The 15,234-nt window shown below is 64.3% G+C and carries 18 protein-coding genes; 5 read left to right on the plus strand and 13 right to left on the minus strand.

The genetic code is table 11. From position 1 onward, the window contains the following. Window positions 1–415: hypothetical protein (locus tag AC5Y49_RS23815; protein WP_499891851.1), on the plus strand; the 415-nt coding region annotated here is incomplete at its 5' end. Between the two features lie 103 nt (window positions 416–518). On the opposite strand, the gene AC5Y49_RS23820 is transcribed toward AC5Y49_RS23815, so the two are convergent. The 8 genes from AC5Y49_RS23820 to AC5Y49_RS23855 form a co-directional block, all read right to left on the minus strand. Next, complete coding sequence (locus tag AC5Y49_RS23820) at window positions 519–710, minus strand: ferredoxin (RefSeq protein WP_499891852.1); 192 nt, start codon at window positions 708–710, stop codon at window positions 519–521. Next, entirely contained in the window at window positions 707–1,909 is a 1,203-nt protein-coding gene (locus AC5Y49_RS23825) for a cytochrome P450 (protein WP_499891853.1), read from the minus strand. Before AC5Y49_RS23825 ends, AC5Y49_RS23820 begins: the two co-directional genes overlap by 4 nt. A 102-nt stretch (window positions 1,910–2,011) precedes the next feature. Continuing rightward, window positions 2,012–2,800, minus strand: coding sequence for an NAD(P)-dependent oxidoreductase (locus tag AC5Y49_RS23830; RefSeq protein ID WP_499891854.1), 789 nt, complete (start codon window positions 2,798–2,800; stop codon window positions 2,012–2,014). After that, entirely contained in the window at window positions 2,797–3,615 is an 819-nt protein-coding gene (locus tag AC5Y49_RS23835) for an NAD(P)-dependent oxidoreductase (protein ID WP_499891855.1), read from the minus strand. The genes AC5Y49_RS23830 and AC5Y49_RS23835 overlap by 4 nt, the downstream gene beginning before the upstream one ends. Further along, window positions 3,615–4,484 (minus strand): alpha/beta hydrolase, encoded by an 870-nt coding sequence (locus tag AC5Y49_RS23840; RefSeq protein ID WP_499891856.1) that lies wholly within the window; start codon window positions 4,482–4,484, stop codon window positions 3,615–3,617. Before AC5Y49_RS23840 ends, AC5Y49_RS23835 begins: the two co-directional genes overlap by 1 nt. Then, window positions 4,481–6,139: a thiolase C-terminal domain-containing protein gene (locus AC5Y49_RS23845; RefSeq protein WP_499891857.1), complete on the minus strand. Its 1,659-nt coding sequence runs from the start codon at window positions 6,137–6,139 to the stop codon at window positions 4,481–4,483. The genes AC5Y49_RS23840 and AC5Y49_RS23845 overlap by 4 nt, the downstream gene beginning before the upstream one ends. Continuing rightward, window positions 6,121–6,417 carry a ferredoxin gene (locus AC5Y49_RS23850; protein WP_499891868.1) on the minus strand — a complete coding sequence of 99 codons (297 nt, stop codon included), beginning with the start codon at window positions 6,415–6,417 and terminating at the stop codon, window positions 6,121–6,123. The genes AC5Y49_RS23845 and AC5Y49_RS23850 overlap by 19 nt, the downstream gene beginning before the upstream one ends. An 8-nt stretch (window positions 6,418–6,425) precedes the next feature. Then, window positions 6,426–7,724 carry an NADH-ubiquinone oxidoreductase-F iron-sulfur binding region domain-containing protein gene (locus AC5Y49_RS23855; protein ID WP_499891858.1) on the minus strand — a complete coding sequence of 433 codons (1,299 nt, stop codon included), beginning with the start codon at window positions 7,722–7,724 and terminating at the stop codon, window positions 6,426–6,428. Between the two features lie 84 nt (window positions 7,725–7,808). Between AC5Y49_RS23855 and AC5Y49_RS23860 the strand changes: the two genes are divergently transcribed. Further along, window positions 7,809–8,282 (plus strand): hypothetical protein, encoded by a 474-nt coding sequence (locus AC5Y49_RS23860; RefSeq protein ID WP_499891859.1) that lies wholly within the window; start codon window positions 7,809–7,811, stop codon window positions 8,280–8,282. Between the two features lie 2 nt (window positions 8,283–8,284). Here the strand turns inward: AC5Y49_RS23860 and AC5Y49_RS23865 are convergent, their stop codons facing one another. Genes AC5Y49_RS23865 through AC5Y49_RS23880 form a run of 4 tightly spaced genes read right to left on the minus strand, consistent with a single transcriptional unit; the run spans window position 8,285 to window position 11,821 of the window. After that, window positions 8,285–9,154, minus strand: a complete 870-nt coding sequence (locus AC5Y49_RS23865; protein WP_499891860.1) for an alpha/beta fold hydrolase — start codon at window positions 9,152–9,154, stop codon at window positions 8,285–8,287. A gap of 17 nt (window positions 9,155–9,171) precedes the next feature. Then, on the minus strand, window positions 9,172–9,564 hold the full coding sequence (locus AC5Y49_RS23870; RefSeq protein WP_499891861.1) for a Rieske (2Fe-2S) protein: 393 nt from the start codon (window positions 9,562–9,564) through the stop codon (window positions 9,172–9,174). Next, window positions 9,565–10,710 carry an amidohydrolase family protein gene (locus AC5Y49_RS23875; RefSeq protein WP_499891862.1) on the minus strand — a complete coding sequence of 382 codons (1,146 nt, stop codon included), beginning with the start codon at window positions 10,708–10,710 and terminating at the stop codon, window positions 9,565–9,567. Between the two features lie 22 nt (window positions 10,711–10,732). After that, the gene (locus AC5Y49_RS23880; protein WP_499891863.1) at window positions 10,733–11,821 is read right to left on the minus strand and encodes an amidohydrolase family protein; all 1,089 of its coding nucleotides are present in this window, start codon (window positions 11,819–11,821) and stop codon (window positions 10,733–10,735) included. A 350-nt stretch (window positions 11,822–12,171) separates the two neighbouring features. On the opposite strand from AC5Y49_RS23880, the gene AC5Y49_RS23885 reads away from it, so the two are divergent. The 3 genes from AC5Y49_RS23885 to AC5Y49_RS23895 all read left to right on the plus strand — a co-directional run bounded on the left by AC5Y49_RS23885 (window position 12,172) and on the right by AC5Y49_RS23895 (window position 14,758). Further along, the gene (locus tag AC5Y49_RS23885) at window positions 12,172–13,170 is read left to right on the plus strand and encodes an acyl-CoA dehydrogenase family protein (protein WP_499891864.1); all 999 of its coding nucleotides are present in this window, start codon (window positions 12,172–12,174) and stop codon (window positions 13,168–13,170) included. Then, complete coding sequence (locus tag AC5Y49_RS23890; RefSeq protein ID WP_499891865.1) at window positions 13,154–14,326, plus strand: acyl-CoA dehydrogenase family protein; 1,173 nt, start codon at window positions 13,154–13,156, stop codon at window positions 14,324–14,326. The genes AC5Y49_RS23885 and AC5Y49_RS23890 overlap by 17 nt, the downstream gene beginning before the upstream one ends. 90 nt (window positions 14,327–14,416) lie before the next feature. Continuing rightward, entirely contained in the window at window positions 14,417–14,758 is a 342-nt protein-coding gene (locus AC5Y49_RS23895) for a DUF3024 domain-containing protein (protein WP_499891866.1), read from the plus strand. Window positions 14,759–14,772: 14 nt separating this feature from the next. Here AC5Y49_RS23895 and AC5Y49_RS23900 read toward each other — a convergent pair. Beyond that, on the minus strand, window positions 14,773–15,234 hold a 462-nt coding region (locus tag AC5Y49_RS23900), incomplete at its 5' end, for an IS30 family transposase (protein ID WP_499891867.1).

Below are 15,234 nucleotides of genomic sequence, written 5' to 3' on the forward strand. Positions count from 1 at the left end.
CTCGAGAAAGGTTGGTGCGACGATGCGGCAAGAGACGATTGTGTTCAGGGCATGGCTGATTTTCCTCCTAATCGTTGGTTCGGTGGTGCATCTCGTGTCGGCGGTCATTAGCCTGTTGAACGGCGAATGGGTATCCGGAATTAAAGCTGCCGGTCTGGCCGCGCTCTTTGTGTTCTTGGCCTACTCGGCCTATCGCTGGCTCGTCCAAAAAGCGCACACGGCGACGCCTCCTCAACCGGTGCCCCGCACCCCGCCGCCGACGAAGTCATCAACGGGTAATCGCAACTCGGATTACTTTAAGAAATGCCCGGCCTGCGGGAAATTTACTCGCGACTCTAAGGTGTGCAGGATCTGTGGCCACGACTTAAAACCGCGATACAAGCCGTCGACGACACCAGGCACCTCGGCGCTTTAGGCCGCACCGGGAGTTGCCAAAACCTCATGGTCGCCGACCGGGCGGTTGCGCGAACAACGGCGTCCGAGTACAGCAGAGCAAGTGGCGCCGGCAAGCCTGGCGACTACTCCGTGATCGAGAGCGCCTGACGCGGACACTGGCGGATCGCCTGGCGCACGTCCTCCTCGGTCTCGGGCGTGACTTCCGGCTTGAGGATTCTCAGCACGTCGTCGTCGCCGAGATCGAAGACTTCCGGGTTGATGCCCATGCAAACGCCGTTGCTTTCGCACAATCCGTAGTCGACTTCTACTTTCACCGAACCACCTTCACTGGCACGTTCTGCCAGCCCGCCACGTTCTGCATGTGAACACGTTGCAGGCCATCCCAATTCACTTCGTAGCGAGGCATGAAGTCGAGCAGCTTCTCCAGCGCGATCCTGCTTTCCATCCGGGCCAACGCCGCGCCGAGGCAACTGTGGATTCCGTACCCAAGACCCAGGTGCTGTGCCTCGGTCTGGTCGCGATCGATGTCGAACGTGTCGGCGTCGGTGAAGGCGTCCGGGTCGCGGTTCGCGGCAGCGCCGATCAAAAACACCGGCTTGCCGGCAGGAATCGTTCCACCGCTGACGTGTGCTTCTTTGAGGGTGTAGCGGACGTTGTACTGGACCGGCCCTTCGTACCGCAGCAACTCTTCCACCGCCGCGGGGATCTTGCTCCGGTCGTCCAGCAGCTTCTGCCATTGGTCGGGGTTGCGGGCGAAGATGACCGCTGCGTTGCCGACCAGCTTGGTGACGGTTTCTGCTCCGGCGCCACCCAAAAGTACTGCGAAACCAGTGATTTCGATATCGTCGAGTTTTCGCATTTGGCCGTCATCGCCGGGAATTTCGGCGGCGATCAGCCTGCTGATCATGTCGTCCTGCGGTTCCTCGCGCCGCTGCTGGATCAGGCTGAAGTAATACATCGCGCTGTCGAGGTTGGCCTGCATCCCGGCCTCGTTGGTCTCGATCTGTCCCGGTTCGCGGTGCAGGCTGGTGTCGATCCAGTGCCGCACTTGTTGGCGGTATTCCTCCGGCACTCCGGCCATCCTGGTGATGACCTCGACGGGAAACGGGCCGGAGAAGTCCTGGACCACGTCGAACTGATCGGGGTTGGCCGCACCCAGGTACTTCTCGACCAGCTCTAGGACGGTCTCCTTCTGGGATTGGATGGCCCGCGGCGTGAATGCCTTGTTGAGCAGGCTGCGCATGTGCCGGTGGTCGGGCGGATCCATGAAGATGATCGATTTCTGCGGCACCTCGCCTGAGCGCACCATCGCCAGGTCGCAACCACGCGCCGACGAGTAGGTCTCGAAATCCTTGAATGCGGGCGCCACGTCTTCATGGCGCGTCAGCGCATAGAAGTCTCCGTCCTCGTCGTAGTACAGCGGCGCATCCTCGCGCATCCGTCGATATGTCTCGAACGGATTGGTGAAATAGTCCTCAGAGAACGGATCGAAGACGACCTTCGGTTTGGTCATTGCATCTCCCTCAGCAGCGGGCCGGCGGCTGGAATCGTTACGACGGAAGGCGTGACTGTAACGCTAACGGTAAATCATTCGTGGCGGGAATGAAACACCCATTTATCCCTTCAATCCCGCATTGATGACTTCGTCGAGCGCGCCGAGGTTACTGCCGAGTTCGGTTGCGATACGTCTAGCTATCGCGACGTCTTTGCCCACGAATTCACCGGCCAGCTGGGTGAATGCAGCAACAGAGCCACCACGGGCAATGAGGTCCAGCACGCGGCTGGCTCCGCTGCCGTGCGGAAGTGCGGACAGCAACGTCGACTCCGGCACGCCGAGGCGCTGTCCCAGCTCGACGGACTCGGACAGCAGCCCGATGTGCGCGGCGAACAGCGCATTGTTGACCAGTTTCACCTTCTGCCCGGCGCCCAGCGGGCCGACGTGCAAAACCGGATCGCCATAGCAACCCAACACCGGACGCACCCGATCGACCGTTTCCTCGGCTCCGCCCACGAACAAGGTCAGTTCACCGGCCGCGGCGTTGTGCGGGCCACCGCTGACCGGGGCGTCCACCACCTCCACATCAGATGACGCTGCGATGGTTTCGACGGTGCGCGGACTTCCGGTGGTATGTACTACCAAGGTCGCGCCGGCCGCCATCGCGGCGGGCAGATCGTCGTCCAGACAAACCTGTCGCACTTGCTCATCGGTGAAAACACAGATCACGACGACCTCGGCGCCGGCGCCCAAATCGGCGACCTCGGACACCGCCGTCGCACCCAATGACGTGATGACAGCCCGCTTCTCGTCGGTTCGACCTAGGGCCCGGACGTCGTGGCCGGCCTCGACGAGGCGAGCGACCATCGGCCGGCCCATCCGCCCCGCGCCGACGAAGCCGATTTTCACCGTGGGTGTTCCATCAGGGCCAGAGTGGCGTCGGCGGCATCGAGCACGGCACCACCGGGAACCGCAGCGGTATCGGCGAGGTCGGCGACCAAACGGGCATCCTTCTGCAGCAGCGTGCCCGCCATGCCGGCAAGCCGGTCCAAACCGGCCGGGTCGCCGCCAAGAACGTTGAGCGCGAAGCTGTTCCCGCTGCCGCGCGAGATGACCTCGGTGAGACGCTCTGGCAAGACGCCGAGTGCCGCACCGAGTGACAGGGCGCTGGCCGCCGTGCCCAGATTCGCCGTGAACAGCAGGTTGTTCAGCAGCTTGGTGGTTTGGCCAGAACCCAGGTCGCCGAGGTGCACGATGGGGTTGGCGTAGGTTTCGAACACTGGCCGGCAGCGCTCGACCACTTCCGCGTCGCCGCCGACCATCACCAGCAGACGACGTTCTTCGACGGCTGGCGCCCCGCCGCTCACCGGGGCATCGATCACCGACACACCCTGTGCATCCGCCTTTTTCGCCAATTCATGGCAGGTCTTCGGATGCACGGTGCTGTGCACGGCAATCACGCTGCCCGGTTTGATTCCGGCCAGTAGCCCGTCCTCCGCGCTGGCGACTTGCTCGATGTCGGCATCACCGACCACGCACAGGCAGACGAGGTCGCTGGCGGCAGCGAGCTCAGCCGGCGACTCGGCGACCTTGGCCGCGGTGTCGCTGAACGGCTCGAGGGAGGCAGGCCTACGCGCCCACAACGTCGTGGGAAACCCAGCTTCGACGATCCGCCTGGCCATGGGAGCGCCCTGGCTGCCCAGCCCGATGAATCCCACCTGCATCAACCGGCCTCCAAATCAGTTTGGGTAGCGATACATTCCTCGACGAACGCAAAGACCTTCTCGTGATACGCCGCCGCGGTGTGACCGAGGCTCAGATTGTGCCCTGCGTCGGGTTGTTCGTTGATCGCGAAGCTTGGCGCGGCGGAGAACAGCGCCGCGATCTCGGCCAGCGCCGCCGGGTCGGACTGCCAGACCTTTTCGTGCTCGGCGACGCTGAACTGGACGGGGACGCGCACCTGCGCGGCTACTCGCGGGAAGTCGTGACGGGGCCAGTCGGTGACCATCGCCGCCTCGTAGGGGGCGCCGGTGGCCGAGTTGGTAATTCCGCCAAGCACTTCGGCGGGGTACAGGTGCGCCGGGTGCCACAGTAGTTCACGCAGTCCCGGTGGCCGATGGGTGGCGCTGGCGCTCTTCAGCACCTCGCGGGCTGCCTGGTGGTAATGCAGACCGGTGCCCGACATTTCCATACCGAGCAGACCCTGCCCGCGGTCGTCGGCGGCCATCCGCAGCGCCAATTCGCAGCCATTCGAATGCGCCATCACGAATAGCCCGGCTCCAGATGGCCGTTGGCCGAGGATGCGGTCGACGGCGCCGTAGGCGAGGCGGACCCGTTGCTCCGGTTCTTCCAGCGCTTCGAGATACGGCGCGGAACTGCCGTAGCCGGGCCGGTCGAGCGCAATCACGGTAAAGCCGAGCGCCGCGCCGGTGCGCAGCAGCGAAAGCGATGGATGGCCAGGGCAGTCGAAATACGCAGCGGTGGTGCCACCGCCGTGCAGTGCGACGACAGTCGCCCGGGGCTCCTGCGCTTCGGCGACAAGCGCCGACATCGGCACCCCGTCGACGATCACCACCCTCGAGCGGGGTTTCATGCGTCCGCCCGCAAGAGCAGAACGCCGCTGGGGGTCAACCCGCCGCTGCTGACCACGCCGACACGGGGGTCGGCGACCTGTCGGTCGCCGGCCTCACCGCGCAGCTGGCTGACGGCTTCGTGCAGCAGGCCCATGCCGTGCGTGCGACCGTGTGACAGTTGACCGCCATGGGTGTTGAGCGGCAACTGGCCGTCGCGGGCAATGTTCTTGCCGCCGTCCAGAAATTCGCGGGCGCCGCCGATCTCACAAAATCCCAGCGCCTCGATCCAGGACAGGCAATTCATCGTGAACCCGTCGTAGAGCTCGGCGACATCGACCTCGTCGGGCTTCAACGACGTGCGCGACCACATGTGCGCCGACTGCCCCAGCACCTGCGGCTCATGAGTCAAAGTGCTTTGATCCCAGTCGATTCGCTCAATGATCTGCGTCCCCACCGCTTCCACCAAGACCGGCGGCTTGGGCAGGTCGCGGGCGGCGTCCACAGCAGAGACGATGACGGCGATCGCGCCGTCGCACGGCACATCACAGTCGTAAAGCCCGAACGGTGTGGTGATCGGGCGCGCGTTCAGGTAGTCATCCATCGTCATCGGGGAGCGGTAGACCGCCGATGGATTGAGTTCGGCATTGGCCCGCTGGTTCAACGCGATCCAACCCAGTGTCTCTTTGGTCGTCCCGTAGCGATGGAAGTGGCGTTGCGCGTTCTGCGCCAAGGTGTGCGCCGCGGAGGTCGCGCCGAACGGCATCTGCCAACTGGTCGTGCGCCCGCCGGGCGGCGCGATCTTGCCCTGCTTCATCAGCTCGTTGTAGGTGGCTTCCCACAACGTCCGGAAACACAACACGTGGCGCGCCAGTCCACCGGCGACCGCGAGCATCGCGGCGATCACCGAGCCACCGGGACCGAACGTCTCGATGCCACCGTTATGCCACACCGGCCGGATGCCCAGCGCAGCCTCCAGAGCGGTGATGCCGCCCTCGCCGAACCCGCCGAGGTTACCGCCGCCGGGATAGGTTGACAGACCGTCGATGTCGTCGAGCGTCAACCCGGCATCGGCGACAGCGGCTTCGCAGGCCTGCACCGTCAGCGACAGCGGCGGCACCATCAGCCGGCGGCCGATCTCCGACATGCCGATGCCGCTGAGAGCGACCTTGTCCTCGAGCTTCTCCCGGGTCAGCATCGGCCGGACATGCTCACCGAAGCGCTCAGGCGCGATTTCGTCGACCGGCAGCGGCGCCGCAGCACCGTCAGCGGGCCGGAACAGCGGCAGCCACACGTCGTCGACTTGCTCGAAGACGACCTCGACAGGCTGGCCCAATTCCAGCCGATCGGAATCGCACTCGACGATGTTGGTGGTCAACCGGACCCGGGGGTCTTCGTCGATCGCGACCTGTGCGACCACATATGGAGCCGGCAGATCGGGCAGGCTGAATCGATGATTGACGGTGAACCCGACCAGCGTCGCCCGACCGGACACTGCCCGCACGCCCAACTGGTGTGAGCGACAATACCGGCACACCGGGGCGGGCGGATGAATCAACGCCGCACAGTCGGTGCACTCCTGTAGCCGCAGCGTGCCGTCGGCGCCCGAAGCCCAGAAGAACTCATTCTCCGGCGTGATCAGGGGCAGCGGTCGTCCGGTCAACGCGTGAACCCCCATTCGGCTTCGTTCTCTTCAGTTTTCAGGTCAGCGGCGGGATCCTCTGCGCAGTCCGCTGGCGGATGGCCGTCGTCGGGCCTGCGCTCACCGATCTCCATGATGGCGTGCACGGGGCAGTCCATCAGGGCCCGCATGACGGCGTCGTTGTCCTCCTCGGCCACGGTGCCGTCCCCGATCAAAGACGCATATCCCCAGTCGTCGAGCGAAAAATACTGCGGCGCATGCCTGGCGCAGAAGCCGAACCCGTCGCAGATGGTGCGGTCGAGGCGGATCTTCATGCGCTCGCTCATGCTGGCTCCACCTCGTAGGGCCGCCGGGCGTGGAAGGCATCGGCTTGGCATGCAGCGCACCCGCGTTCGCGGTGACGCTCCACAGCGTGTGGAAACTGGTCGAGGAGAGTGGCCGCGACATTGCAGGCGGCATCCAGCGTCGCGCACGCGCCGCGGCCGCGCAGCATCACCGACCAGCGCCGGAGCCGGACGAGGTCTTCGTCGGTGGCGACACCGTCGCGCAGCGCCGCGCCGACGGCGGCCATCGCCGCGGTGCCGTTGAAGCAGGAGCCGCACTGCCCGGCGTTTTCACGATCGAAGTAGGCCAGCACCGCGGCGGCGACGGCCACCACGCAGTCATCGGTGAGCACCGTGACCGCGCCGGCGCCCAGGCCGCTGCCGAGCGCACGCAGCGTCTCGTGGTCCATGGTGGCATCCAGCACGCTGCGGTTGAGCAAGCCGGCGAAGTAGCCGCCCATCAGCGCGCCGTTGACCTGATCGGGCGAAACACCGTGCAGCGCAAGCAGATCGGGGAAAGCGACGCCATGCGGAACCTCATAGAGTCCCGTGGGTCGCCCAGCACCGGTGATCGTCATCAAGAAGGTCCCGGGAGACAGCGCCGTGCCCTGCGCGCGAAATACCGCCGAGCCATGCCGCTGCAGGTAGGGCAGGTTGGCCAGCGTTTCGACGTTGCTCACCAGCGTCGGTCGCCCGCCGACACCCTGCTGGAATGGCCGCGGTGGCTTGTCGGTCGGCTTGACCGGGCCGCCGTTGAGTGCGCGGACCGCGGCGGTCTCTTCGCCGGCGATGTATCCGGGATCGACCACCCGAATTTCGACGCTGACGTCGCCGAGTGCGCCGGCGTCGAGTTCATTCAATGCGGATTCCACGCTGCGGGCCGATTCCGGGTCGGACATGTACACGTAGACGTGGTCGGCGGCCACGACCGCGGCAGCCAACCGCAGCCCGTCGAGAACCAGGTGTGGCCGGTTGCGCAGCAGCCATCGGTCCTTGATCGAAGCGGGTTCGCCCTCTTCGCCATTCGCCACGACGACGGTGCTTACGCTGCCGAGTCGGCCGCTGTCACGCACCGCGACTAGCTTCACCGCCAGCGGGTAGGCGGCACCGCCACGGCCCAGCAACCCGCTGCGTTCGACGTCGTCAAGCAGCTCGTCGGCCGATTCGAGGCGGCGATAGCCGCCGAACTCCCGATATGCCGCCAAGTCTTCTCGGCCCGGGTGTTCGCGCAGCAGCCGCGGTTCGCAGCCGGGCCAGACGGCGACGGTGACAGCCGATGCAGTAGCGGTAGTTTCCATCAGCGCTCCGTCGCTACGGTTAAATCGCCCAACTCCTCCTCAGGCCATGCTGGCCTGCATCGTCGCCGGGCTAGGCTGGTGCGCATGCGAACTGCGGTAGTGCGGGTGGGTGTCGACCCATCGGGTGCGCTCACCCCGGCGCAGTTAGACCAGGGCATGGCCGCACTCCTGGAGCTGGCTGAAGAAGCCGGGGCCGAGGTGCTGCAGATCAGCCTCGGAGCCATGCCGATCGGTCGCCGCGAGGTGCAACTGTTGATCGCCGGCAACGATGTCGAGGTACTCAAGCGGACCGCAGTCGAGCTGTGTGGCAAGGCGTTCGACACCGACCCGGTTGCCGGTGTGGTGACCTACGTCAGCAGGGGAACCGACGACGACGCCCACGGCGTACTGGCGGGATTCGGGCTTACCGGCGAGATCAAGCGCGTGCCCGGCGACGACGGATTCGACGTTGTCTATGTGACGTTGCGCCAAGCCGACCTGGAACGGATGCCGGAGAGCCGGATTCATACTGCGCTGGAATCCGCGCTCAACTCTGAGGTTCACATTCTCACCACGTAGCGTCATCGACTAGCCAAGAAATCCAGGATTGCGGGCGCGGCCTGCACCCAGGTGTCGAACATGTTGAAGCGATCCACTTTTCCGGCGGCCCGCTCTTCGCCGGCCCGCTCCCAGGCGTCTTCCGGCCACGGCGGATCGATGAGCTTAGAACCCTTGATAAGGCAGTTGACTTCCATCGACGTCCGCTTGGGATGATCCCAGTCATTCTCGCCGCCCCGGATGATCAGCGTGGGAACCGTGATCCGGTCGAACATCTCGTCGTCGACACCGGGAATGGTCTGGCCCGGCTTGGACACGAAAGCATTCAGCCAGCGCAGCATCATCTTGAGGAACTCATCGCGGTCGAGGTCGAGGAGCCGTTGCTTGTTGTTCGGGTTCTCCTCGATGCGCTCGCGCCATTCGGGTACCTTGAGCAGTCCCTCGATTCCACCGCCGCGTACCGCGAGAATGCTCGGAACCACGTAATACGAACCCAGGACGAAGGTTCCGTAGATACCTCCGACGATGTTCCACACCACCAGCCTCGTGACGAGTTCGGGGTAGAGCATGGTGGTCAGCATCGAATCTCGGGCTCCGCCGGAACCACCGGCAATGATGCACGGCCCGGTATCGAGTTTGGTCAACAGGCCGTGCAAGGTCTCGGCCCGCATGTGCGACTCGCTTTGACCGTAGAACTGCACGTCGGACGCCCCGCAATTGGGTCGGTCCCACAGCAATACCCGATACCCGCCGTCGACCAGCGCATCCGCCAACGGGCGCAGGCCGGGGATTTCCTTGCTGAACCGGCCGCCCGGCGTCAAGACGATGAGATCACCCGAAGAGCCGACGATTTCATAGACGACATCCCCGCCGTTGATCTCGATATACGACACGCGCGTTCTCCTCAACCTCAGGCCATTACCAGAACGTCATTGCCGATGACCCGAACCGGGTAGGTGCGGATACTCCACTCCGGCTTGACTGCGGTGGTCCCGGTGGCAAGCTCGAAACCCCATTGATGCCAAGGGCAGTAGATGTATTCGAGGTCGCGGACCATCACCGCATCGCCGGGGACAGTCTCGTCGACGATGCTGCGGCCGCGGGCACGTCCCGAACACAGCGGACCACCTTGATGCGGACAGTAATTCGCGATGGCGTAAAACGTGCCATTGACATTGTAGACGCCGACACCGTGATGTCCGATCGGCACCAACTTGTGTGTGCCCGGCGGGATTTCGTCCACCGTCGCGACGACATGCTCGCGACCCTGTGCCAGCCGGGGTCGCTTGACTTCTTCGGGCATTCAGAGCACCCGTACCTGACCTTCGAGCACCGGAACCGTTTCCGGCAGGTGATAAGTCGCGATGCCGTTCTTGTACATGACCGCCTCGCGTGCTGCCTTGGGCAAGTGCTTGACCAGCCAGCGCGGGTCGTCGAACGTCCAGTGCGGGTAGTCCGACGAGTACAGCAGGATCTTGTCGCACTCCATCCACTCCAGCGCGCGGGTCAACTCGGTCTTGTCCTCCGGGTAGTCCAGCGGCTGCGTGGTGAACTTGATGTTCTGCTTGACGTACTCCGACGGTTTGCGCTTGATGTCCATCCACGACTTGCGGGCTTCGTAGATGGCGTCCATCCGCCACATCAACGGCAGGATCCAGGTGAAGGCATGCTCGACGAACACGATCCGCAGAGTGGGGAAGCGGTCGAAGACGCCGTCGAAGATCAGGCTCATCACCTGATTGGCGGCCAGCAACGAGTAAGTCACCATGAAATCGTGGTTGTAGCTGGGGTAGCCGACCGGCGGCATCGGCAACTCCTCGAAGTGGCTGCGGGACAAGTGGCAGCTCACCGTGATGTCGTGCTTGGTCGCCGCGGCCCAGATCGGGTCGTACTTCGGATGGCCCCACGACGGCCGAGGCTCGGCCTTGATCAGGATCTGCGCCATGTAGGGATGGCCAGCCCACCGTTCGATTTCGCGGACGGTCGCTTCCGGCTCCTCAATGGCCGCACAGATCGACCCGCGCCACCGCTCGTGCCAGTTGTTGTGACTGTCGAGCCAATGGTTGGCCTGCCAGTCGTTCAACGCACACGACATCACGTGCTGCGCCTCGGGTATGCGCGCCGGGTAGGCGGCGGGCTCGAGGATCGCGATGTCGGAGCCGGCCTCCATGATCAGCTGCCGGAATGCCATGTCCGGATCGCTGCCCGGGAACTCGCCACCGGCGGGGAAGGTATCGACGCGCATCGCGTACGCGTGCGCGTAATCGGGTGCGTCATAGTAGATCTGCTCACCGACATTGCGCGCGAGGAAGTATTTGCTGCGCCATGGTTCCGGGATGTACTGGGTCAGCTCACCACGTTTGGGCACCGGGTGGACATCGGAGTCGACGCACCGGACAGCGATGCGCTCGGCCGCGGGAACCCGCTCTTGAGTCTGAATCGTCGTCATCGTGGTCTCCCTTGCTTAGCTTCTACTGTGCAGCCACGCCGGCCTGGACGTCTATGCCATAGAGCTCTGCCGCGTTGCGCCAGCACAACTTGTCGCGTTGCTCGGCGCTGAAGGCAGTGGGCACGGTCACTTCGTTGCACTGCCAGTGTGGGTAACTGGAGCCGAACATCACCATGTCGTCCTTGCCGGTGAAGCCGAACCACTCGCCGGCGAATTCCGCATCCCCGGGGCCGTCGAGGCTGCCCTGCACGAAATACACGTGGCCGGGCAGGTAGTCGCTCGGCATCTTCGGGGCCCATGGCGTCTGCTCGAGGTGCGGCCGGCCGAAACAGTCCATCCGCCAGCTGAATGGCGTCACGAAATCCGCAGCGCCGTCAGCCCACACGAACTTGACGGTGGGGAACCGCTCGAACACACCCTCGGTGATCATGTTCATCAAGTGATAGAGGTAATTGAGCGCCATAAAGCTGACGTATTGCTCATAGGTGCGGGTGTTGCCGGACGGTGTCGGCGGATAGGCGATGCCCGAACCGACTTCGATGTGCACGGCCACTGGCAGGTTCGCATCAGCGGCTGCCTCCCACAACGGCCAGAACTGCGGTTTGCCGTAGAGCTCGCGCGACTGCAGCGGGACGCCGATCTGCACCACCTGCGGGTGGTCGCGGTATTTGGCGATCTCGCGCAGTGCGCCGGTGATGTCGTCCGGGTTGACGCGGATGGTGCCGCGGAACCGATCACCGAACTCGGCGGACTCCAACCAGCGCGACACCATCATCTCGTTGTGCGCCGCGCACAGCGCGCTGCCGAGGTGTCGGTCGGGCATGATCCCGCGGCCCATCGGATGCAGCACTGCGATGTCGACTCCGCGGTCGTCAAACAGGTGTTTGCCGACCAACGCGGGATCTGAGCCCGGGTAGCCGAGTTCACGCCCACCGGTGCCCTTCGCGTACTCGCCGCCCGGCGCCCCGTACCAGTCCATTTCGTAGTCGGGAAAGCCGCGGCTCTTGAACGGCTCACGGAGGAAGTCGCGAAGATCGGGCGTCGATGCGGAGAAAATGTGCACGCTCGCGTCGATAACCGGTGTTCGTGTCCCGTCAGCGTGTTCGATCACGAAGGCCACCTTCCGGCTGCAGCAGTTTGACCGGCCGGGCCCATGTTGCCTGTCGCTAGGTAATCTAACATTCTCGTTTACCGCCAATCAACGGATTTCCGGTAAGCGTTTCGATTAATCACGGGGCTGTCGCCGGAGACCTGCTGTAAGCAAAGTTCTTCCAATCCGAGAATAGCATTCTGACACGGCCCCTGACGGGCTGGTCCACGTCGTGCATGCTCCCGCGCTGGTAACTGCGGTGCTGACGGCTCGTCGGACGGCTAGCGATTCCGGCGTGGCTGAGATGGTTACTTTCGATAACGAGAATGTTATTCTCGAACGGTTGGCCACAGCGGCGAGGAGGCGCGCGAATGCTCTTGGAGTTCGATGCTGATCAGCGGCTGTTGCAGGAAACCGTGCGCGATGTCGTCGCCAAGCAGTGTCCCCCGGCGCTGGTGCGAAACGTTGCCGAAGACGACGCCGATCCCAGCCCGGTATGGAAGGTCTACGTCGATCTCGGTTGGACCGAACTGAACGATGCGGCCAGCGCGGTGGAACTCGCCATCGTGACCGAAGAGTTGGGCCGTGCCACCGACCCCACCCCGTTCCTGGCGACGATGACCCAGTTCGCGCCGTTGGTAGCCGATCGGTTCGACCCGCATGGCTCCGGGGCTGCGGTATACACCGGCGTGTCCGCCCGCCGCGACGATGAGGGATGGGTGCTGGACGGCACCGCCCGCCACGTGCTGGACGGCGACCGTGCCGAGCGGCTGGCGGTAGTTACCGACGCAGCGGTGTTCATCGTCGACGCCGGTGCGGTAACCGCCCGGCGCGCTTCGGTGTTCGATCCGGTGCTGCATGTCGCCGACGTGACGTTCAACAGCGTTCGCGTGCCCGATACGGCTCGGGTGGGTGTCGACACCGAGCGGGCGCGTCACGTCGCGCTGACCGGTATGGCGATGACGATGGTCGGTGCCTGCCAACGCATCTTGGATCTGGTCCTCGAGCACGTCCGTAGCCGCCAGCAGTTCGGGGTTTCGATCGGTTCGTTCCAGGCGATCCAGCACAAGGCCGCCGACATGCACGTAGCCATCGAACGCGCCCGTGCCCTGGGCTATTTCGCCGCATTGACAATCGCGGAAGACGATCCCCGCCGCCGGTTGGCCGCGGCGATGGCCAAGGCGGCGGCGGGGGAGTGTCAGTCGCTGGTATTTCGGCACGGACTGCAGTCATTCGGCGCGATGGGCTTCACGTGGGAGAACGATCTGCAGTTCGCGCTCAAGCGCGCCAAGGCCGGCGAGCACATGCTCGGCGGCGCGGCCGAACATCGCGCGATGATCGCCGAGGAGTACCGTGCAGCTCACCTTTGATCCCGATGTCGAGGCGTTCCGCGCTGATTTCGCGGCGTTTCTCGACGAGCATCTTCCTGCCGAAGCCGAGACGCTCGAGCGGCCGCGGTCGGTCTCGCACATGCCGGCCTGGGCTCGTCGCTGGCAGCGGTTGCTCTTCGACAACGGCTGGCTGCTGCCCGGTCAACCCCCGGAGTTCGGTGGCCGCAACGCGACGGTGTTGCAGCAGTTCGTCCACCTCGATGAGCTGTGCCGTCGGCGGATCTACCACAGCTTCAACCCACAGGGCGTGAATATCATTGCCGCATCGTTGTTGTCGTTCGGCAGCGACGAACAAAAGCAGCGTTGGGCGGTGCCGATCCTACGGGGCGAGATCACCGCGTCGCTGGGAATGAGCGAGCCCAGCGCGGGTTCGGACCTGGCATCGCTGCGTACCCGCGCGGTGCGCGACGGTGACCATTATGTCGTCAACGGGCAGAAAGTGTGGACGTCGGGGGCTCACGACGCCGACGTCTTGCTGACTTTTGTGCGCACCAACCCCGATGCTCCAAAACACAAGGGAATCAGTGTGTTACTGATCCCGACGGATACTCCCGGAGTCACTCGGCGCCCGTTCCCGTCGATCTGCTCGATCGATGACGTCGACTTCAACGAGGTGTTCTTCACCGATGCGCGGGTGCCGGCCGAGAACCTGGTCGGGCCGGAGAACCAGGGCTGGCGGGTGGCAAACGGATCTCTCGGCCACGAGCGCACGATGATGTGGCTGGGTTTCGCTGATCGGCTGGACAACCTGCTGGCCGATTTCCGTCCACGGACCACCCTCGACCGCGACCACTACGCCACCCTGGTGATGGACCACCAAGCCTTGCGACTGCTGGGATCGGTGGCGTTGGCTCGGGCCGCGCGCGGTGAGGAAGACGTGGCGGCCATCTCGGTGCTGAAATTGCTTGGCTCCGAGGCAGAGCGGAGCGCCAGCGAGCACGCTTTGTCGTCGGCGGGCGCCGACGGATTGCTGCATCCCGCGTTGACGGGACCGTATGCGCCGATGAACCTCGATCACTACTTCGCGAGTTGGTTCGAGCGCTATGCTCGCAGCTTCTCGGGCACAATCGCCGGTGGGACCTCGGAGATTCAGCGCAACATCATCGCTCAACGTGTGCTCGGCCTGCCGCACTAGGTCAAACTGGCATGAGCAGACGCAAAAGCCCCCAAAAACCTAGGCGGATTCCAGTGAACGTCGCAACGGGACGAGTTGCACACTAGTGCAGTGACGGGTCTGCCAGAGACGGATGTTGTGCGCGTGCGGCGGTGGTGCCGAGACAAGGTGCCTGAGCATGTTCGTGACGAGGTCCGCATCGAGGTCGACGTTGCAGAGCGTCATTTGACGATCGTGGAGTGCCGGGCGCCGGGGCGAGGAGTGAGGGGCTCGGAGTGGACCCGGTTCCCGATCGCTCGACTGCGCTTTGCAAAGACACGCGGTGTGTGGTCACTGTATTGGCGCGACCGCAACTCGCGTTTCCACGCCTACGACCTGGTGTCGCCCACGGCCAGTATTGAGGAGTTACTCGGTGAAGTGGATCGAGACCCCACAGCGATCTTTTGGGGCTGACGGTACCTGCGGGGTTATGCGGTCCGTAGCGCCGCACCGGTGATCAGGTCAGCGGGTCGGGTCCAGCCCAGGGTTTTACGGGGCCGGTCGTTGAGTTCGTCGGCGACGTGCTGCAGTTGTGCGGGTGAGATGCCAGCCAGATCCATGCCTTTGGGAAAGTAGTCACGCAGCAAACCGTTGATGTTCTCGTTGGAGCCACGTTGCCATGGTGAGTGCGCGTCACAGAAGAACACCCGTGTGCCGGTGCGGGCGGTGATCTGCTGGTGCAGCGCAAGTTCTTTGCCCTGATCCCAGGTCAGTGTCCGGCGCAAGTGAGGGGCAAGAGCCCCGAGAGCGTCGGCGATGCTGTCAGCCATGGCCGCTGCGGTCGGTCGCCCAGTGGACACGTGGATGAGGATCACAAAGCGGGTTACTCGTTCGACGAGAGTGCCGATCGCCGAACGGTTTCCGACGCCCATGATGCAATCGCCTTCCCA

This window comes from Mycobacterium sp. NGS62 (genome assembly GCF_059812285.1).

Coding starts and splice junctions, on each gene's coding strand:
- AC5Y49_RS23850 (WP_499891868.1), bottom strand. CDS start 6,417: ATGAAGATCCGCCTCGACCGCACCATCTGCGACGGGTTCGGCTTCTGC.
- AC5Y49_RS23855 (WP_499891858.1), bottom strand. CDS start 7,724: ATGGAAACTACCGCTACTGCATCGGCTGTCACCGTCGCCGTCTGGCCC.
- AC5Y49_RS23875 (WP_499891862.1), bottom strand. CDS start 10,710: ATGACGACGATTCAGACTCAAGAGCGGGTTCCCGCGGCCGAGCGCATC.
- AC5Y49_RS23845 (WP_499891857.1), bottom strand. CDS start 6,139: ATGGGGGTTCACGCGTTGACCGGACGACCGCTGCCCCTGATCACGCCG.
- AC5Y49_RS23825 (WP_499891853.1), bottom strand. CDS start 1,909: ATGACCAAACCGAAGGTCGTCTTCGATCCGTTCTCTGAGGACTATTTC.
- AC5Y49_RS23860 (WP_499891859.1), top strand. CDS start 7,809: ATGCGAACTGCGGTAGTGCGGGTGGGTGTCGACCCATCGGGTGCGCTC.
- AC5Y49_RS23840 (WP_499891856.1), bottom strand. CDS start 4,484: ATGAAACCCCGCTCGAGGGTGGTGATCGTCGACGGGGTGCCGATGTCG.
- AC5Y49_RS23835 (WP_499891855.1), bottom strand. CDS start 3,615: ATGCAGGTGGGATTCATCGGGCTGGGCAGCCAGGGCGCTCCCATGGCC.
- AC5Y49_RS23870 (WP_499891861.1), bottom strand. CDS start 9,564: ATGCCCGAAGAAGTCAAGCGACCCCGGCTGGCACAGGGTCGCGAGCAT.
- AC5Y49_RS23885 (WP_499891864.1), top strand. CDS start 12,172: ATGCTCTTGGAGTTCGATGCTGATCAGCGGCTGTTGCAGGAAACCGTG.